This is a genomic window from Variovorax sp. J2L1-78, assembly GCF_030317205.1.
In the GTDB taxonomy this organism is placed as follows: Bacteria; Pseudomonadota; Gammaproteobacteria; order Burkholderiales; family Burkholderiaceae_C; genus Variovorax; species Variovorax arabinosiphilus.
The window spans coordinates 50,844-68,499 of the sequence record NZ_JASZYB010000006.1; the positions used below are offsets into that span (position 1 = coordinate 50,844).

General features: G+C 67.8%; 17 protein-coding genes. 12 read left to right on the forward strand and 5 right to left on the reverse strand.

Features of this window, described 5'->3' with window-relative positions:
- Positions 1-4: 4 nt before the first annotated feature.
- Genes QTH86_RS26905 through QTH86_RS26925 form a run of 5 tightly spaced genes read right to left on the reverse strand, consistent with a single transcriptional unit; the run spans position 5 to position 4,875 of the window.
- Positions 5-679: a lysophospholipid acyltransferase family protein gene (locus QTH86_RS26905; protein WP_286649324.1), complete on the reverse strand. Its 675-nt coding sequence runs from the start codon at positions 677-679 to the stop codon at positions 5-7.
- A 37-nt stretch (positions 680-716) separates the two neighbouring features.
- Positions 717-1,160, reverse strand: coding sequence for a hypothetical protein (locus QTH86_RS26910; protein ID WP_286649325.1), 444 nt, complete (start codon positions 1,158-1,160; stop codon positions 717-719).
- Positions 1,157-2,485 (reverse strand): phosphatase PAP2/dual specificity phosphatase family protein, encoded by a 1,329-nt coding sequence (locus tag QTH86_RS26915; protein WP_286649326.1) that lies wholly within the window; start codon positions 2,483-2,485, stop codon positions 1,157-1,159. Before QTH86_RS26915 ends, QTH86_RS26910 begins: the two co-directional genes overlap by 4 nt.
- Before the next feature lies 1 nt (position 2,486).
- The gene (locus QTH86_RS26920) at positions 2,487-4,247 is read right to left on the reverse strand and encodes a bifunctional alpha/beta hydrolase/class I SAM-dependent methyltransferase (protein WP_286649327.1); all 1,761 of its coding nucleotides are present in this window, start codon (positions 4,245-4,247) and stop codon (positions 2,487-2,489) included.
- 10 nt (positions 4,248-4,257) lie between these two features.
- Positions 4,258-4,875: a CDP-alcohol phosphatidyltransferase family protein gene (locus QTH86_RS26925; protein WP_286649328.1), complete on the reverse strand. Its 618-nt coding sequence runs from the start codon at positions 4,873-4,875 to the stop codon at positions 4,258-4,260.
- 117 nt (positions 4,876-4,992) lie between these two features.
- Between QTH86_RS26925 and ruvB the strand changes: the two genes are divergently transcribed.
- From ruvB to QTH86_RS26985, 12 genes are all read left to right on the forward strand, one after another.
- Entirely contained in the window at positions 4,993-6,048 is a 1,056-nt protein-coding gene (gene ruvB, locus QTH86_RS26930) for a Holliday junction branch migration DNA helicase RuvB (protein ID WP_286649329.1), read from the forward strand.
- Positions 6,049-6,058: 10 nt separating this feature from the next.
- Positions 6,059-7,066, forward strand: a complete 1,008-nt coding sequence (gene dmeF, locus QTH86_RS26935) for a CDF family Co(II)/Ni(II) efflux transporter DmeF (RefSeq protein ID WP_286649330.1) — start codon at positions 6,059-6,061, stop codon at positions 7,064-7,066.
- A gap of 76 nt (positions 7,067-7,142) precedes the next feature.
- Positions 7,143-7,331: a hypothetical protein gene (locus tag QTH86_RS26940; RefSeq protein WP_286649331.1), complete on the forward strand. Its 189-nt coding sequence runs from the start codon at positions 7,143-7,145 to the stop codon at positions 7,329-7,331.
- Positions 7,332-7,349: 18 nt separating this feature from the next.
- Complete coding sequence (locus QTH86_RS26945) at positions 7,350-8,126, forward strand: hypothetical protein (RefSeq protein ID WP_286649332.1); 777 nt, start codon at positions 7,350-7,352, stop codon at positions 8,124-8,126.
- A 94-nt stretch (positions 8,127-8,220) separates the two neighbouring features.
- Positions 8,221-9,099 (forward strand): UDP-2,3-diacylglucosamine diphosphatase, encoded by an 879-nt coding sequence (locus QTH86_RS26950; RefSeq protein WP_286649333.1) that lies wholly within the window; start codon positions 8,221-8,223, stop codon positions 9,097-9,099.
- Positions 9,096-10,295, forward strand: a complete 1,200-nt coding sequence (locus QTH86_RS26955) for a glycosyltransferase (protein WP_286649334.1) — start codon at positions 9,096-9,098, stop codon at positions 10,293-10,295. Before QTH86_RS26950 ends, QTH86_RS26955 begins: the two co-directional genes overlap by 4 nt.
- 263 nt (positions 10,296-10,558) lie before the next feature.
- On the forward strand, positions 10,559-13,252 hold the full coding sequence (tssH, locus tag QTH86_RS26960) for a type VI secretion system ATPase TssH (protein WP_286649335.1): 2,694 nt from the start codon (positions 10,559-10,561) through the stop codon (positions 13,250-13,252).
- Between the two features lie 92 nt (positions 13,253-13,344).
- Positions 13,345-13,869 carry a type VI secretion system contractile sheath small subunit gene (gene tssB / locus QTH86_RS26965; protein ID WP_444814125.1) on the forward strand — a complete coding sequence of 175 codons (525 nt, stop codon included), beginning with the start codon at positions 13,345-13,347 and terminating at the stop codon, positions 13,867-13,869.
- A 38-nt stretch (positions 13,870-13,907) separates the two neighbouring features.
- Positions 13,908-15,404, forward strand: coding sequence for a type VI secretion system contractile sheath large subunit (gene tssC / locus QTH86_RS26970; RefSeq protein WP_286649336.1), 1,497 nt, complete (start codon positions 13,908-13,910; stop codon positions 15,402-15,404).
- Between the two features lie 121 nt (positions 15,405-15,525).
- A complete protein-coding gene (locus QTH86_RS26975; RefSeq protein WP_286649337.1) occupies positions 15,526-16,011 on the forward strand; it encodes an Hcp family type VI secretion system effector in 486 nt (161 codons plus the stop codon).
- 113 nt (positions 16,012-16,124) lie between these two features.
- The gene (tssK, locus tag QTH86_RS26980; RefSeq protein WP_286649338.1) at positions 16,125-17,480 is read left to right on the forward strand and encodes a type VI secretion system baseplate subunit TssK; all 1,356 of its coding nucleotides are present in this window, start codon (positions 16,125-16,127) and stop codon (positions 17,478-17,480) included.
- A partial coding sequence (locus QTH86_RS26985) for a hypothetical protein (protein ID WP_286649339.1) occupies positions 17,477-17,656 on the forward strand: 180 nt, incomplete at its 3' end. The genes tssK and QTH86_RS26985, both read left to right, overlap by 4 nt.

A 17,656-nucleotide genomic window follows, 5' to 3' on the forward strand; every position in this document is an offset into this window, starting at 1 on the left:
GCCTTCAGTCCTCCGCCTTGTCGTACTCGGGGCGCAGGTCGAGCATCGCGGCGCGGGCGCGCGCGATGAAGGCGTTCTTGTCCTCGCCCTCGGCCAGCACCAGCGGCGCGCCGTAGCGCACCGTGCAGGCCAGCGGGATCGGCACCAGCGCGCCCTTGGGCAGCACGCGTTTCAGGTTCTCGATCCACACCGGCACCAGCCGCACCTGCGGGCAGGCGCGCGCCAGGTGGAAGAGCCCGCTCTTGAGCGGCAGCAGGATCTCGTCGCCGGTGTTGCGGGTGCCTTCGGGGAACATGATGAGCGAGTCGCCGGACTGCAGCGCCTCGGTCATCTGCTCGACCGGGTTCGGCGCGCCCGCGGCGGTGCCGCCGTCGCGGCGGATCATCAGCGCGTTGAATACATCCACGCCGATGAAGCGCCGCATCGCCGATGCCTCCCAATAGTCCTGCCCCGCGACCGGCCGCGTCAGCGCGCGCAGGTCGGCCGGCAGGGTGGCCCACAGGAGCACGAAGTCGCCGTGGCTCGTGTGGTTGGCGAAGTAGAGCGTCTGCTCGGCCTTGGGCGTGGTGCCTGCCCAGATGGCGCGCACGCCGGTCAGCAGCCGTGCGGCCAGCACGATCGACCAGGCCGAGACGACGGCCGCCGCATGGCGCAGGCCGCTGCGAGGGGGAGAACTCATGATGACGATGCTTCTTCTTAAGATGAGAGAGGAGGGGTCAGCGCAAGTCCTGGGTCAGGAGCGCCAGCAGGAACATCGCGCTCTGGCAGGCGACGGCAATGCCGTGGCGCTGCATCAGCTGCCGGGCGCCCTGCACCCGGTCGGCCAGCGCGCGCGGCGCATCGGGGGCCTCCGATGTCTGGCGCAGGCCCAGCTTCTGCAGGGCCACGTCGAGCGTGCTGAGCGACGGGATGGCGCCACAGGCCAGCCCGTCGAACAGCCCGACGTCGAGCCGCAGCCGCAGCGCCATGTAGCGCTCGAAGATGCCGATGATCGCGACCGCGCCGAAGCCCATGCAGGACAGCATCGACAGGGAGCGGCCCGTCAGGGCCAGCACGCCGATGGCGACGAGGCTCAGCCCGAGCCCCCAGGCCGCGATGACGCCGGCCGCCTGCAGCAGGCGGGCGGTGGCGGTACAGAGGGCGCGTTCGTGGTCGGTCATGGGGTGCGAGTGTGCCGGGTCGCATGGTCGAGTGCGCGCTGCCAGGCGGCACGCAGCACGATCTGTGGCCGTGCACGGCGTACCTGCGCTTCGGCATCGCCCACGCTGACCGAATGCCCGTGCAGGCGCAGCCAGGCGATGGTGGCTGCCGCGCTGCGCGAGAAGCCGAGCGCGCAGCACACCCACACGGTATGCCCGGTGCGGCGTTGCGCATCGATGACGCTGGCGGCGCGTTGCAGGCGGTGCGGCGGCGGAACGACCAGGTCGAGCATCGGCACGCAGCGTGCGCCGTCGACGCGCGGCAGCTGCAGCTCGGCGCACAGGCTCACCAGCCGCGGGCGGCCGGCCGCCACCCATTCGTCCCGCGTCGGGATGCGGCCGAGCCGCAGCCCTGGCGCCACCTCGACCGAGGGCGGCAGGCGCCGCGTCCAGGCCCAGGCGTTGATCGCCGCGCCGAGCCGGTAGGGCGCGAACAGCCATCCCGCTGCCCAGCGCATGCGGCCGCGGTTGTCCATCTGGAAGCCGCGCGCGCCGAGGGCCGCGTAGTTCAGCCCGACCAAGGCGAGCGAGGCGGCCGGCCAGCAGAGCCACAGGCCGAACCCGCCGATGGCCAGCGCGGCACCGAGAAAGATCAGCGCGCCGACGCCATAGAAACTTGCCAGCTTCCAGCGCTGCGGATCACGCGTGACCCGCCAGCTCTGCCGGATCGACGCCACCCGTTCCAGCGGCCACAGCCACACACAGACCAGGCCGAGCAGCGCACCGGTCGGGATGTCGATGACGTGGTGCTGCCAGGTCGTCAGCACCGACGCGCAGATCGCGAAAGCCCACACGTGCAGTACCAACCGCGCCCACAGCGGGCGGATGAACTGGCGGTACCAGTCCCACAGGATCACGGCCAGTGCGATGTGCAGCGACGGTGCCTGGTTGAAGGGCTGGTCGAAGCCGCGCAGTGCATCGAACAGAAAGGCCGGCGCGCCGCTGACCGGCGGCTGCCCGAAGCTGAAGCGCAGCGGCCACGCCACGAAGCAGCTCACCGCGATGACGGTGGCGGTGACCAGCCGCAGCGCGTGCCGGTCCATCGTGTGCCGGTCGCGGGCGAGGAACAGCGACAGTGCGTAGAAGACGTTGATGGTCCAGTACGGGAAGATGGTCCAGGGCCAGAAGGGAATGCCACGCTCCCAGTCGAAGGCCAGCGTGGGCACCCCGGCGCGCGTCGCGGCCCACCAGTTCGCGAAGCCGTAGGTCGCATAGAACAGCGGCCCGAGCAGCACGAGCCAGGCGATGGCTCGCCGCCAGGGTCGCTGCGCGAACCATGCCTTCATGTCACTGCACGGTACGGATCGCCAGGGACACGGTGAAGATGCCCCATTCGTCGACGCGCTGGGCGATCTTGCGGAAGCCGGCTTCTTCCACCAGCTGGTCCATCTCGGCCTGCGTGCGGCGGCGCATCACCCAGGCTTCGCCCTGGCGGTGGCTGGTCAGCGCACGGGCGATCATCTCCAGCTGCGGGTGCCACGGCTGGCCGGTGTAGACCAGGTAGCCGCGGTCTTCCACCGCGTCGCCGACGCCGGCCAGCGAGCGGCGCACCATCTCGTTGTCGGGGAACAGCTCGTACAAGCCCGAGACCACCGCCAGCGTCGGCCGCGGCGTGACGGTCGCGAGGCTAAGGCGGTCGAAGGCGTCGGCCTGCACGAACTTGGCGACGTCCTGCAGTTCCTTCTCGGCGATGAGTCGGGTGCCGTCGCGCACGTTGATGTCGCTGTAATCGCGCAGCAGGATCGAGCTGGCCTTCACCGGGCTCGCCTGCACCGCATCGAGCACGTAGCGGCCATGGCCGGCGGCGATGTCCATCACGCGCACCTCGCGGTGCTGTTCGGCCAGCCGTTCCATCGCCTCGCGGATGAGTTCCTCGACATGGATCTTGCGCTGGCGGATGCCGCGCCAGCCGATGGAGTTCAGGTAGGTCTTGTCGATCGAGCGGCCCAGCGCGCCCTTGCCGTCCGGCGCGTTGCGGTAGACGTAGTCGAGCGTGCTGCCCGAATCGAAGCCGGTGTCGTGCCCCAGCTTCACGCCGCGCGAGAGCAGGCCGCCGAAGCGCAGACTGGCGCGCGTGATGGCCCAGTAGGCGCCGCGTGGCGACCAGGGCGAGAGCGGCGCGGCGAGCGCGCGCGATTCGTCGGCCGTCGCGCCTTGCAGGTGCGCCTCGCGCAGGTCGACCGGCGGCGTCGGCGCGTCGAAGCGTTGCAGGATGAACTCGCGGATCGACGCCACCACGGGCACGCGGTCGCGCTCGCCCAGCGTGTCGTGGAAGAAGCCGGGCAGCACCGTCTTGGTCTTGATCGCGCTGCCGAGCTTGTCGAAGAAGGCGTGCTGCGGCTTGTGGTGCACCACCCAGTCGGCGCCCGAGATCAGCAGCTGCACCGGCAGCGTGATCGCGTTGGCGTCGGCCACCACCCGGTCGGCCGCCGTGTACAGGTCGAGCAGGATGTTGACCGCGATCGGCCGCGAGATGAGCGGATCGCGCTCGTAGCTGGCGATGCGTTCCGGGTCGTGCGTGAGGAACTTCGGCTTGACGTAGCTGTTGACGAAGAACAGCCCGCGCAGCTTGTGCATCAGCCCCAGGCCGGCACGCGCGAAGGGCACGTAGAGCTTGACCTTGAAGGCGGGCGATGCGAGCGTCAGGCCGCGCACCTTGGGCGCGTAGTCGTGCGCCCAGGTCGAGATCAGCACCGCACCGACGCTCTGTGCGATGACGTACTGGTCCCGCTCCCGCACGCCGTGCGCGCTGCCGATGTGGTCGACGAAGGTCTGCACGTCGCGCACCGAGGTCGCGAAGCTGGGGCTGTGGCCGCGCGGGCCGGGCGACTGGCCGTGGCCGCGGGCGTCCCAGGCGAAGAAGTCGAAGTCGGGCAGGTCGAGTTCGTCGACCAGGTGCGCCATGCGCGCGCCGTGCTCGTGGCCGCGGTGGAACAGCAGGATGGCGCCGCGCCGTGCGGTGCCGGTGGCCGGCCAGTGCCGGTAGAACAGCGAGACGCCGTCGTGCGTGGTGAAGTGGTGCTCGTGCGGAACGCGAGGCTGGGTCATGGGGTTCGATTCAGAGAGTGGGGCGCGTGCCGGCTTCGGCCAGCGCGCGCCGGATGCGGTTGACGATGGTCCAGGCGACGAGCGCGGCGAGCAGCGGCATCAGCCAGCCTGCCCAGCCGGGCAGCGGCCAGCCCAGCGCTACATAGAGCCCGAGGGCCCCGAAGACGAAGGCGCGGTCGCTCTTGCCCATCGGGCCGTCGTAGCGGCGCGATGCGCCGACCGTCGGGCCGAGTGCACCGGTGAATTCGCTGAGGCCGGCCAGCACGATCACGGTGCCGACCCAGAAGGGATGGAAGGGCGCGACGAGCGCGAAGGGCAGGTAGAGCGCCGCGTCGGAGAGCACGTCGGTCAGCTCGTTGAGGAAGGCGCCCAGGGCGCTCTGCTGGCCATGTTCGCGCGCCAGCATGCCGTCGATGGCGTTGAAGGCCATGCGCAGGAACATCCAGAGCGGGATCAGGGCGAAGAAGCCGGCCCGTGGCGCGGCGAAGAAGAGCCACAGCCCGAGCGCCACCGAGATCGCGCAGGCGGCCAGCGTCACCTGGTTGGCGGTCACGCCCGCGGCGTGCAGTCGCACCACGAGCGGCCGCAGCAGCGCCTGGAAGCGAGGCTTCAGTTCATAGATGGACACGTGGACGGCTCCCTCCTTGGGAGGGGCATTCTGCCCGAGGGTGTCGTGGCTGGCCGCCGCAGACCACCCCGCTGCGGCCATCCGGCCGACTAAACTGTTCCTTCAGCCTAGCCTGCCATGACCATCCAGACCGACGACTTCGCCCCCGCCCCGCCACGCGTGGTTTCCGCCGCGCCTGCCTCGCCCAAGGAAGAAGCCATCGAGCGGGCGCTGCGCCCTAAGCTGCTCGACGACTACGTCGGCCAGGTCAAGGTGCGCGAGCAGCTGGAGATCTTCATCGGGGCGGCCCGCAAGCGCGGCGAGGCGCTCGACCACGTGCTGCTGTTCGGCCCGCCCGGCCTGGGCAAGACCACGCTCAGCCACATCATTGCCGCCGAACTCGGCGTGAACCTGCGCCAGACCTCCGGCCCGGTGCTGGAGAAACCCAAGGACCTGGCCGCGCTCCTGACCAACCTCGAGCCGAACGACGTGCTCTTCATCGACGAGATCCACCGGCTGAGCCCGGTCGTCGAGGAAATCCTCTACCCCGCGCTGGAGGACTACCAGATCGACATCATGATCGGCGAAGGCCCCGCGGCCCGCAGCATCAAGCTCGACCTGCAGCCCTTCACCCTGGTGGGCGCCACCACCCGCGCCGGCATGCTGACCAACCCGCTGCGCGACCGCTTCGGTATCGTCTCGCGGCTGGAGTTCTACACAGCCGAGGAACTGGGCCGCATCGTCACCCGCAGCGCCGGCCTGCTCAACGCGCCGATGGACCCGGCCGGCGGCTTCGAGATCGCCCGCCGCTCGCGCGGCACGCCGCGCATCGCCAACCGCCTGCTGCGCCGTGTGCGCGACTACGCCGACGTCAAGGGCGACGGCCGCATCACCGAAGACATCGCGCACAAGGCGCTCGCCATGCTCGACGTCGACCCGCAAGGCTTCGACCTGATGGACCGCAAGCTGCTCGAGGCCGTCATCCATCGCTTCGACGGCGGCCCGGTCGGCCTCGACAACATCGCCGCCAGCATCGGCGAGGAGCGCGACACCATCGAAGACGTGATCGAGCCCTACCTGATCCAGCAGGGTTACCTGCAGCGCACGCCGCGCGGCCGCATCGCCACGCTGGCGGCCTACCGGCACCTCGGCGTGGCACCGCCCACGCGCGACGGTGACATGTTCGGCGCCTGAAAGCACCGCCATGCACACCCATGACCTGCGCCCCTGGCAGCACCACCACCGCTTCGACACCGAAAGCCACGGCGCCGAGCGCAGCACGCGCCTGGTGATGTGGATAACCGCCGCCACGATGGTGCTGGAGATCGGTGCCGGCTGGTGGTTCAACTCGATGGCACTGTTGGCCGACGGCTGGCACATGAGCTCGCATGCCTTCGCCATCGGCCTGAGCGCCTTCGCCTATGCGGCGGTGCGGCGCTACGCGGCCGACCCGCGCTTCGCCTTCGGCACCTGGAAGATCGAGGTGCTGGCCGGCTTCGCCAGCGCGCTCTTCCTGCTGGGCATCGCGGCGCTGATGGTGGTCGGCTCGCTGGAGCGACTGTGGTCGCCCGAGCCGATCCACTACCGCGAGGCGATCGTGGTGGCCGTCATCGGGCTGCTGGTGAACCTCGTCTGCGCCCGGCTGCTGGGCGGTGCGCACCACGGGCACGACCATGGCCATGAACACGCGCATGGGCACAGCCATGACCACGGCCACGCGCACGGCGAAGACCTCAACCTGAAGTCGGCCTACCTTCACGTCATCGCCGACGCCGCCACCTCGGTGCTCGCCATCGCGGCGCTGGTCGGCGGCTGGCTGATGGGCTGGCGCTGGCTCGACCCGCTGATGGGCATCGTCGGCGCCGTGCTGGTGGCGATCTGGGCCAAGGGCCTGCTGCTGCAGACCGGCCGCGTGCTGCTCGACCGCGAGATGGACCACCCGGTGGTCGACGAGATCCGCGAAGGCGTCGAGCACGGCCTGGCGGATTCGCACACCCGCGTGGCCGACCTGCATGTCTGGCGCGTCGGCCGCAACGCCTATTCGTGCGCGCTGACCGTGGTGACCCACTCGCCCACGCTCGACGCCGAGGCGGTGCGCGCGACCTTCTCGATGCACGAGGAGATCGTGCATTCGACCGTCGAGATCCAGCGCTGTGCCGGCGACGAGTCGACACTTGCTTTCGGCGCGCGCGGTGCCATCTCCTGGGCATGAAGGCCGTGGCCAGTGGTGAGCGGGCCTCGCTTCTGGCACTATCCGGCCATTGCCGCCCTCATCGAACGGAACCGTCATGAAAGCGCTTCAAAGCCCCCTCGCGAAGAAAGTCCTGGCCGACAACCAGGCGCGCATGCAGCTGCGGCAGGTCGTGTCGCTGGCGAGCCGGCGGGGCGAGCCCGACGCGAGCGAGCAGACCATCCTGCTGCGCGAGGGCGCCACGGTGCGCCGCCTGACCGCCGTGGTCGTCCCCAAGGCGGCCTGACGCCGCCCGCGGACCGCGATGAACGTCGCGCTGCCGGCGCTGGTCATCTTCCTGCTCGTCCTCCCCGGTTTCGTCTTTCGCAGCCGCTTCAAGCGCGCCGAACGCACCGCGCTCGACTACGCGCCCTTCGGCCGGGTCGTCGCCGAAGCCGTGCTCTGGGCCTGCCTGCTGCACGGGCTGTGGCTCTTCGGCGCGTGGCTCGTCCTGGGTGAAACCCTTCGCTTCGATCTGCTGCTCGGCCTGCTCTCGTCGAGCCCGGCCACGCAGACCGCGGCGGTGGCCAGCGTCGGCGCGCTGGCCGGGCCGGTGGCGCGTTACTTCGGCACGCTGCTGGCCGCGAGCGTCGTGGCGCCCACGTTGCTGCGCTCGCTGATCACCTGGCGCCGGCTCGATCGCCTGGGCCACTGGCTGGCGCCGGTGGCACGCTTCCACGACGCGCCCTGGTACTACCTGCTCACCGGTGCCGACTTCGAGCGCGCCGAGCTGCCCGACCTGATCAAGGTGGCGGCCGTGGTCGATGTCGCCGGCCAGCCCGTGGTCTACCAGGGCTTTCTCGAAGATTTCTATTTCACGCCCGACGGTTCGCTCGACCGGCTGGTGCTGCAGGGCGTCGGCCGCCGCCCGCTCAGCGGCGACAAGGCGCTCGACGCCGCGCCGGGCGACCCGGCCGCCGAAGAGCGCTTCTACCCGGTCGAGGGCGACTACTTCGTGCTGCGCTATGCCGAGGCGATCACGCTGAACATCCAGTACCTGCGGCTGGAAGAAGAGACCGACCCGGCCGCGCCGGCCGCCTGACCGGCGCACCGGCCGGGTGGCGTGCGCGCCACGTCACCGAAGCGTCACGCCTTCGCCACGGTGCCGACACGCGCGTCGATGACGCTACCCTCCCATGCAACGCGACGACGCCTTTCTTCGCGCATGGCGCGACACCACGGCCCTGTCACATGACACGGCTGACGATGACGTGACGCGTCCACCGCTGCGCTACCGCACGCTGTGGATCTCGGACCTGCACCTGGGCACGCCCGGCTGCCAGGCCACCGCGCTGCTCGACTTCCTCAAGCACACCGAGTGCGAGACGCTCTTCCTGGTCGGCGACATCATCGACGGCTGGCAGCTGCGGCGGCAGTGGTACTGGCCGCAGGCGCACAACGACGTGATCCAGAAGCTGCTGCGCAAGGCGCGCAAGGGCACGCGTGTGATCTTCGTGCCGGGCAACCACGACGAGTTCGCCCGCAAGTACGTCAACCACGACTTCGGCGGCATCGAGGTGGTGGAAGACTGGGTGCACGAGACGGCCGACGGTCGCAAGCTCTGGGTGATGCACGGCGACCTGTTCGACGGCGTTATCCAGTGCGCCAAGTGGCTGGCCCATGTGGGCGATTCGCTCTACGAATTCACGCTGCGGCTCAATCGCCACCTCAACTCGCTGCGCGCCCGCATGGGCCTGCCGTACTGGTCGCTGTCGCAGTACCTCAAGCTCAAGGTCAAGCGCGCCGTCAGCTATGTCGGCGACTTCGAGACCGCCGTGGCGCGCGAGGCGCGCAAGCGCGGCGTGCAGGGCGTGGTGTGCGGCCACATCCACCACGCCGAGATGCGCGACATCGACGGCATCCTGTACTGCAACGACGGCGACTGGGTCGAAAGCCTCACGGCGCTGGGCGAGAGCGCCGACGGCACGCTCGAGATCATCCGCTGGGCCGAGCACATGCCCGTGGCCACACGCGTGCGACGCGGCGGCGCCCGCAAGCGTGCGGTGCCCGCATGAGCGATCGGCAACGCACGGTCGACCTCGTCTACTTCGACGCCGGCGGCGGCCACCGCGCATCGGCCATCGCGCTCAAGGCCGCCATCGCGCGCGCCGGCCTGCCGTGGACGGTGCGCCTGGTCAACCTGCGCGAAGTGCTCGACCCCGCGCAGCGCTTTCGCCGCATGACGGGCATGGAGCCCGAGGACTACTACAACAAGCGCATCGCCCGCGGCTGGACGGTCGGCTTGGCGCAGGAACTGAAGCTGCTGCAGGCCATGATCCGCTGGTGGCACGGGCCCACCGTGCGCCTGCTGCAGCAGCACTGGCTGGCGACCGAGCCCGAGCTCGTCGTCTCGATGATTCCGAACTTCAACCGCGGCTTGCGCGAGTCATTGGCCAGCGCGCTGCCCGGCGTGCCCTTCGTCACCGTGCTGACCGACCTGGCCGACCACCCGCCGCGCTTCTGGATCGAGAAGGGCATCGACCAGCATGTCGTCTGCGGCTCGGCCCACGCGGTGCAGCAGGCGCGCGACGCCGGCCTGCCCGCCACGCACATCCACGCCAGCTCCGGCATGCTGCTGCGCGACGACTTCTACGCGCCGCCCCCGGGCGATCGCGCCGCCGAACGCCGCCGCCTGGGCCTCGACCCGCATCGGCCGACCGGCATCGTGCTGTTCGGCGGGCAGGGCTCCAAGGCCATGCTCGGCATCGCCAAACGCCTGCCCGACACGCAACTCATCCTGGCCTGTGGCCACAACACCGCCCTGGCCGACGCGCTGCGCGCCTTGCCCGCACGCGCGCCACGGCTGGTGCTGGGCTTCACGCCCGACGTCGCGCGGACCATGCACCTGGCCGACTTCTTCATCGGCAAGCCCGGCCCCGGCAGCCTGAGCGAAGCGGTGCAGATGCACCTGCCCGTGATCGTGGTGCGCAACCGCTGGACGCTGCCGCAGGAGCGCTACAACGCGCAGTGGGTGCAGGAGAACGGCGTGGGGCGGGTGCTGACTAGCTTCGCGAAGGTCGACCGCGCGGTGGCGGAACTCGTGCGGGACTTGCCGCGCTACCGGGCGGCGACGCAGCGGATGCACAACCGGGCGGTGTTCGAGTTGCCGGGAATTCTGCGACATGTCCTTGAGCAGACCGAGGCTCTCGACGCACAGGGCATGCTCGTCTGCCACCAGTTACTTCCAGATTCGGCTGGTGTTTCTTTGTAAGTACGAAAAAAGACTTCCTAATACGCTTTTGTGTGTCATTTGCCGAGTCTGCATGCCGCATCGGTTTGCATTGATCTGCGCATTGCTTCTCGAAAATTGACGCTGTTTTGGGTGGTTAACATTTATTCATAATTCCGGTTTCCGCGGTGAGGCGGCGGACACCAGAATCACTCCCATTACAAAGATGGATGGGGAGTGGTTTCATGGGTTGGATGACTGCGGCGTGGGTGTGTCGAATTGGCGGAACGCGAGGGTAGTGGGCGATGGCCATTTCTCGACGCGCATTGTTCGGCAAGCTCAACCTGAGCCTTTTTCGGGCGCTTGAATCCGCGACTGCATTTGCCAAGCTGCGAGGCAATCCCTATGTCGAACTGACGCATTGGATCCACCAGCTCTGGCAATTGAACGACAGCGACCTCCATCGGATCGCTCGTCACTACACCATCGATTCGGCGGTCATCGACAGAGATCTGAGTGCGGCGCTGTCGGCCCTGCCTGCCGGCGCCACGTCGCTGAGTGATTTTTCGCACCACGTAGGCGCCACCGTCGAGCGCGCATGGATTCTCGCGAGCCTCGAGTTCGGTGACCGGCGCATTCGCAGCGCCTGGTTGCTGGCGGCGCTCGTCCAGACGCCCGAGTTGCGCAGGCTGTTGCTCGGGATATCTCCCGCATTCCAGAAGATCCCGGTCGATGCATTGAGCGAATCGCTCGCTGCCATCGTGGCCGGCTCTCCCGAAGACCACGAGGGGGCCTATGACGGGTCCGGCCTGACGGCTGCCGTTCCGGGTGAGGCCAGCGGCGCGATGGCCGACGCGACCGAAGACAAGTCGGCGCTTGCAAAATACTGCAGCGACCTGACGGCGCGCGCGCGCGCTGGCGGCATCGATCCGGTGATCGGGCGCGAGCACGAAATCCGGACGATGGTCGACATCCTGTTGCGCCGCCGCCAGAACAACCCGTTGCTGACCGGCGAGGCCGGCGTCGGCAAGACGGCGGTGGTCGAAGGGCTGGCGCTGGCCATCGCGCGTGCCGAGGTGCCGCCGACGCTGCGCGAGGTGCGTCTGCTCAGCCTGGATGTCGGCGCGCTCCTGGCGGGCGCCAGCATGCGGGGCGAATTCGAAGCGCGGCTCAAGCAACTGCTGGAGGAGGCGAGCGCGTCGACCCAGCCCGTCATCCTGTTCGTCGACGAGGTGCACACGCTCATCGGTGCGGGTGGCCAGGCCGGGACCGGAGACGCGGCCAACCTGCTCAAGCCGGCTTTGGCGCGCGGCACCTTGCGTACTGTCGGCGCGACGACCTGGAGCGAATACAAGCGCCACATCGAGAAGGACCCGGCGCTCACGCGCCGCTTCCAGGTCCTGCAGGTGATGGAGCCGGAAGAGGCGTCGGCCATCGACATGGTGCGGGGGCTGGTGCCCACGTTCGCGGAGCACCACGGCGTGATGGTGCTCGACGAGGCGGTTCGCGCCGCCGTCGTGCTGTCGCATCGCTACATTCCGGCGCGCCAGCTGCCGGACAAGGCGATCAGCCTGCTCGACACGGCCTGTGCGCGCGTCGCCATGTCTCTGCACACGCCGCCGGCCTCCGTGCAGCACCTGCGCCAGCGCATTCTCGCGCTCGATGCCGAACTCGCGCTGTTGGCGAACGAATCGGTCATCTCTCAAGGGGCCGAGGCACGGGCGCAACGCGCGGCGCTGGCGAATGCGCAGAAGGCGGAGGTGCAGGCCGAACTGGCCGCGCAGGAAGCGCGCTGGCAACAGGAGCTGTCGCTCGTCCAGCGCATCCATGCGTTGCGTTCGGCACGCGCTGCGCAGGAGACGCCCGCCGACGAGATCGGCGACGACACGATGACGCTCGGCACGCTGGAGACGGCGTTGCAGGGGCAGCAGGGCGATGCGGCCCTGATCCTCGCGCAGGTCGACGAGGCCGTGGTCGCGGCGATCATTGCGGATTGGACGGGCATTCCCGTCGGCCGCATGGTCAAGGACGAGGTGGCTGCCGTGTTCGGGCTGCATGCGACGCTGAACCAGCGCGTCATCGGGCAGTCCGAGGCGCTCACCGCCATCGCAGAGCGCGTCCAGACCGCCCGCGCCCGCCTGACCGATCCCAACAAGCCGGTGGGCGTGTTCCTGCTGGTCGGCCCGTCCGGTGTCGGCAAGACGGAAACGGCGCTGGCGCTGGCCGAGGCCATGTACGGCGGTGAGCAGAACCTCATCACCATCAACATGAGCGAGTTCCAGGAGGCACACACCGTGTCGAGCCTGAAGGGCGCGCCGCCTGGTTACGTGGGCTACGGCGAAGGCGGCGTGCTGACCGAGGCCGTCCGTCGCAAACCGTACAGCGTGATCCTGCTCGACGAGGTGGAGAAGGCCCACCCCGACGTGCATGAGATGTTCTACCAGGTGTTCGACAAGGGCTGGATGGAAGACGGTGAAGGCCGCCACATCGATTTCCGCAACACGACGATTCTGCTGACCAGCAACACCGGCTCCGAACTGATCGCCACCCTGTGCGAAGACCCGGCGCTGGTGCCAGACACCGCCGCCTTGCGCGACGCGCTGCAACCCGAGCTGCGCCAGGTGTTCCCGGCGGCGTTCATTGGCCGGCTTGCGGTGGTGCCCTACCTGCCGCTGGGTGAGGGGGTTTTGAGCAACATCGTGCGCCTGCACCTCGGCCGCGTCGCGGATCGCATGCGAGAGCAGCACGGCATCGAACTGCTGTTCAGTGATGCGTTCACCAGCCATGTCATTGCGCGCAGCGGAACGCATGAGACCGGCGCGCGCCGGCTGATCGGCTTCATCGAGCAGAACCTGCTGCCGGTGCTCTCTCGGCATTGGCTCCAGGCGCTGCAGGACAAGCGGGTCATCGCGCAGATCGCCGTGGATGTCGAGCCGCTTCGCACAGACCACGGATTGCGAGAAGGAGACGCCATCGCCTGCCGCCTCGACTACGCCTGATCCTTCCTCGTGATGCCGCCTGTACGTGCCGTCAGAGCACCCAGTCGATGCATCGCCCCCAATCCGTTTCTATGTTCAACCAGGGAGTGCCAATGATCAACAACAGTCAGAAATTCATTGCTCGCAACAGAGCGCCACGCGTCCAGATCGAATACGACGTGGAAATCTACGGTTCGGAAAAGAAGATCGAACTGCCCTTCGTCATGGGGGTGCTTGCCGATCTGTCGGGCAAGCCCGTGGAGGCGCTGCCGCCCGTGGCCGAACGCAAGTTCCTCGACATCGACATCGACAACTTCGACGAGCGCATGAAGGCGATCCAGCCGCGCGTCGCGTTCGCTGTGCCCAACACGCTGACGGGCGAGGGCCAGCTCATGGTCGACATCACCTTCGAGAGCATCGACGACTTTTCGCCGGCGGCCATCGCACGCAAGGTCGAGCCGCTCAGCCGCCTGCTGGAAGCCCGCACGCAGCTGTCGAACCTGCAGACCTACATGGACGGCAAGGCCGGCGCGGAAAGCCTGGTCAACCAGCTGCTGCAAGACCCGGCGCTCATGAAGTCCCTGGCTGCTGCACCGAAACCGACGGCGGCCGCCGATGCCGGCGCGGCTACCGCCTGACCGGCCGCGTTGCGACCTCGAACACCCAAGGACCTCGAATGAAGACCCATTCCAAGCAAGCCCCCGCGGCATCGACCCAGTTCGCCGACGTCGGTGATTTCTCGTCGCTGCTCGACAAGGAGTTCAAGCCCAAGACCGAAGAAGCACGCGATGCCGTCGAAGCCGCCGTGCGCACGCTCGCCGAGCAGGCGTTGATCAACGCCAGCACCATGACCGACGATGCCTACAGCAGCATCGAAGCGATCATTGCCGAGATCGATCGCAAGCTCTCCGAGCAGATCAACCTCGTGTTGCACCAGGCCGACTTCCAGAAGGTCGAGTCGGCCTGGCGCGGCATGCACCACCTGGTCTACAACACCGAAACCGACGAGAAGCTCAAGATCCGCTTCATGGACATCTCCAAGGACGAGATGCGCCGCACCATGCGCCGCCACAAGGGCATCGCCTGGGACCAGAGCCCGGTCTTCAAGCGCATCTACGAAGAGGAGTACGGCCAGCTCGGCGGCGAGCCCTACGGCTGCCTCGTCGCTGATTACTACTTCGATCACACGCCCGCCGACGTGGAACTGCTGGGCGCCATCGCCAAGATCTCGGCCGCTTCGCATGCGCCGTTCATCGCGGGCTCGGCGCCCTCGCTGCTGGGCATGGAATCGTGGCAGGAACTCGCCAACCCCCGCGATCTGGCCAAGATCACGTCCAACCTCGAGCACGCACCGTGGACGGCGCTGCGCAATACCGAAGATGCGCGCTACGTCGGCCTGGCCATGCCGCGCTTTCTTGCGCGCCTGCCGTACGGCGTCAGGACCAACCCGGTCGACGAGTTCGACTTCGAGGAGCAGACCGAAGGCGCCGACCACAGGAACTACGTCTGGAACAACGCGGCCTATGCCATGGCCGTCAACATCAACCGCAGCTTCAAGCAATACGGCTGGTGCACGATGATCCGCGGCGTGGAATCGGGCGGCACGGTCGAGAACCTGCCGTGCCACACCTTCCCCACGGACGACGGCGGTTTCGACATGAAGTGCCCGACGGAGATCGCCATCTCCGACCGCCGCGAAGCCGAATTGGCGAAGGCTGGCCTGATCCCGCTGGTGCATCGCAAGAACACCGACCACGCCTCCTTCATCGGCGCGCAGTCGCTGCAGAAGCCACAGGAATACGTGGACGCGGATGCCACCGCCAACGCCAACCTGTCGGCACGGCTGCCGTATCTTTTTGCCAGCACACGTTTCGCGCACTACCTCAAGTGCATCGTGCGCGACAAGATCGGCTCGTTCAAGGAGCGGGACGACATGCAGCGCTGGCTCAACGAATGGATCATGCATTACGTCGATGCCGATCCGGTCAACTCATCGCAGGAAACCAAGGCACGCCGCCCGCTGGCGGCGGCCGAGGTCGTGGTCGAGGACATGGAAGGCAACCCGGGCTTCTACAGCGCGAAGTTCTTCCTGCGCCCTCACTTCCAGCTCGAGGGTCTCACGGTGTCCCTGCGCTTGGTGGCCAAGCTGCCGTCGCTCAAGGAAGCCGCCTGACGCAACGCCGGCTTCTGCCGGTGTTTTCGCGGTCGATGCTGTCACGTCGTCCGCAAGGAGGTTGGGTCACTACCCAACCTCCTGATACCGAAGTCTGTTCATTCACATCAAGGGAGTTTTCATGTCTCAAGACATTTTTCTGAAGATCAACGGCATCGAAGGCGAATCGCTGGATTCGTCCCACAAGAACGAAATCGAGGTCCTGAGCTTCAACTGGAAGGTGCTGCAGGAATCGACCATGCACGCGGGCTCCGGCGGCGGCGCAGGCAAGGCCACGGTAGAGGACCTGGAGTTCGACCACTACGTGGACCGTTCGAGTCCCAACCTCATGAAGTACTGCCTCACCGGCAAGCATGTGCAAGAAGCCAAGCTCACGGTGCGCAAGGCCGGCGGCAGCCCGCTCGAGTACCTCAAGTTCACCTTCACCGACGTGATCATCACCAGCGTCCAGCCCTTCGGCTCGAACGTCGACGAGCTGCGCGTCAAGGAACGCGTCCGGCTGTCCTTCTCCAAGATCAAGCAGGAATACGCCGTGCAGAACGCACAGGGCGGCAGCGGCGGCGCGGTGACCGCCGGCTACGACATCAAGGGCAACAAGGAGTCCTGATCGCTTGAGGCTCGACGGGGTCGAGGCGCGTCGTGTGGAGGTCGCACGGCACGCACCTCGGCGCCGCGAGCCTCGTTCCGCATTCCCATTCCCATCGGCGAAGTCCTCACACCATGAGTTGGTACAACAAGGTTGCCTGGAGCGAAGGCCTGTTCCTGCGCCCGCAGCTGTTTCAGCAGCAGGAACGCTACCTGGAGCACCTCGCGCACAAGCGGGCTGCGGCACTGAGCCCTTTCTACTGGGGCTTCTCGCATTTCGCGATCGACGCCGAATCGCTCTCGCTGGGCAAGGTGGTGTTGGCCAGTGCGTCCGGCATCTTTGCGGACGGTACGCCCTTCGACACGCCGGGGCAGACGTTGCCCCCCGCGCCATTGACCATCCTGCCCGAGCATCTGGAGCAGGTCATCTATCTGGCCGTGCCCATTCGCACGCCCAACGGTGAAGAGACCAGCTTCGACGACCCCGGCGCATCGAGCGCCTCGCTCGCCCGCTTCTCGGTCTTCGACACCGAGCTGAGAGACGCCAATTCGATCGGCCAAGGCCCCAAGACCGTCCAGCTGTCGCGCCTTCGGCTGCGCCTTTTGCCGCAACGGGAAATGACAGATGCATGGATCGGGCTGCCGCTGACGCGCGTGACCACCCTGCGGTCGGACAGCAGCATCGCGCTGGACCCCAACCTGGTGCCGCCCGTCTCGGGCTATGGCGCCAGCGGCCTGCTCACCGACTGGCTGACGAATCTGCACGGGCTGTGCCGGCTGCGTGCGCAGTCGCTCGCGGCGCGGCTCAGCGGCAACGACGGCAAGTCGAGCGAGGCCGCCGAGGTCTCCGACTTTCTGTTGCTGCAGATCCTCAACCGCTACGAGCCCTTGCTCGAGCATTGGCTGCGCGTGGGCGACACCTCGCCCGAACATCTCTACACCGCGCTGCGGACGCTGACGGGCGAGTTGTCCACCTTCGTCCGCCCGAGCACCCGCCGGCCGCGCGAACACGCCGCCTACCAGCACATCAACCCCTACCTGTCGTTCAAGGAGCTGTTTGGCGATGTGCAGTCGTTGTTGAACGACGTACTGGTGCGTAGCGCACAGAATATTCCACTGGCCAACCGTGCGAACGGTGTTCGCGTCGCGAGCGTCGACCCGTCGGAACTGCAGGGGTTCTCCAACCTGGTGTTCGCCGTGGCCGCGCACACGCCGGTCGACCTGCTCGCCAGCCAGTTTCCGGCGCAGTGCAAGGTGGGCCCGAGCGACCGGCTCGCCGAACTCATCCGCTCGCACCTTCCCGGCATTCCCCTCCAGGCGCTGCCGGTGCCGCCGCGCCAGATCCCGTTCAACGCGGGCTTCGTCTATTTCCAGGTCGATCCGCGCGGTCCGTTGTGGGAGCACATGGTCAAGCACGGCGGGCTGGCCCTGCATGTCGCCGGCGACTTCCCCGGCCTTCGCATGGAACTGTGGGGCGTGCGCGAGAAATGACAGCTGCATCCGTCATCTTCGGCGCGCGAAGCTTGTCGGTGGCGAGCGCGGCCATCCCGGTCTTTCTCGGCCAGCCGGCCCTGGAGCCGGTCCGCCTCTCAGGCCACGAAGGCCTGAACAGCCTGTTTCACTACGAGCTGCTGCTCAAGACCCCCGACAGCCTGAACCTGGGCGCC

What these genes read in the sequence shown, in the direction of transcription:
- QTH86_RS26905 (WP_286649324.1), bottom strand. Translation starts at nt 679, where the DNA reads ATGAGTTCTCCCCCTCGCAGCGGCCTGCGCCATGCGGCGGCCGTCGTC.
- QTH86_RS26910 (WP_286649325.1), bottom strand. Translation starts at nt 1,160, where the DNA reads ATGACCGACCACGAACGCGCCCTCTGTACCGCCACCGCCCGCCTGCTG.
- QTH86_RS26915 (WP_286649326.1), bottom strand. Translation starts at nt 2,485, where the DNA reads ATGAAGGCATGGTTCGCGCAGCGACCCTGGCGGCGAGCCATCGCCTGG.
- QTH86_RS26920 (WP_286649327.1), bottom strand. Translation starts at nt 4,247, where the DNA reads ATGACCCAGCCTCGCGTTCCGCACGAGCACCACTTCACCACGCACGAC.
- ruvB (WP_286649329.1), top strand. Translation starts at nt 4,993, where the DNA reads ATGACCATCCAGACCGACGACTTCGCCCCCGCCCCGCCACGCGTGGTT.
- dmeF (WP_286649330.1), top strand. Translation starts at nt 6,059, where the DNA reads ATGCACACCCATGACCTGCGCCCCTGGCAGCACCACCACCGCTTCGAC.
- QTH86_RS26940 (WP_286649331.1), top strand. Translation starts at nt 7,143, where the DNA reads ATGAAAGCGCTTCAAAGCCCCCTCGCGAAGAAAGTCCTGGCCGACAAC.
- QTH86_RS26945 (WP_286649332.1), top strand. Translation starts at nt 7,350, where the DNA reads ATGAACGTCGCGCTGCCGGCGCTGGTCATCTTCCTGCTCGTCCTCCCC.
- QTH86_RS26950 (WP_286649333.1), top strand. Translation starts at nt 8,221, where the DNA reads ATGCAACGCGACGACGCCTTTCTTCGCGCATGGCGCGACACCACGGCC.
- QTH86_RS26955 (WP_286649334.1), top strand. Translation starts at nt 9,096, where the DNA reads ATGAGCGATCGGCAACGCACGGTCGACCTCGTCTACTTCGACGCCGGC.
- tssH (WP_286649335.1), top strand. Translation starts at nt 10,559, where the DNA reads ATGGCCATTTCTCGACGCGCATTGTTCGGCAAGCTCAACCTGAGCCTT.
- tssB (WP_444814125.1), top strand. Translation starts at nt 13,345, where the DNA reads ATGATCAACAACAGTCAGAAATTCATTGCTCGCAACAGAGCGCCACGC.
- tssC (WP_286649336.1), top strand. Translation starts at nt 13,908, where the DNA reads ATGAAGACCCATTCCAAGCAAGCCCCCGCGGCATCGACCCAGTTCGCC.
- QTH86_RS26975 (WP_286649337.1), top strand. Translation starts at nt 15,526, where the DNA reads ATGTCTCAAGACATTTTTCTGAAGATCAACGGCATCGAAGGCGAATCG.
- tssK (WP_286649338.1), top strand. Translation starts at nt 16,125, where the DNA reads ATGAGTTGGTACAACAAGGTTGCCTGGAGCGAAGGCCTGTTCCTGCGC.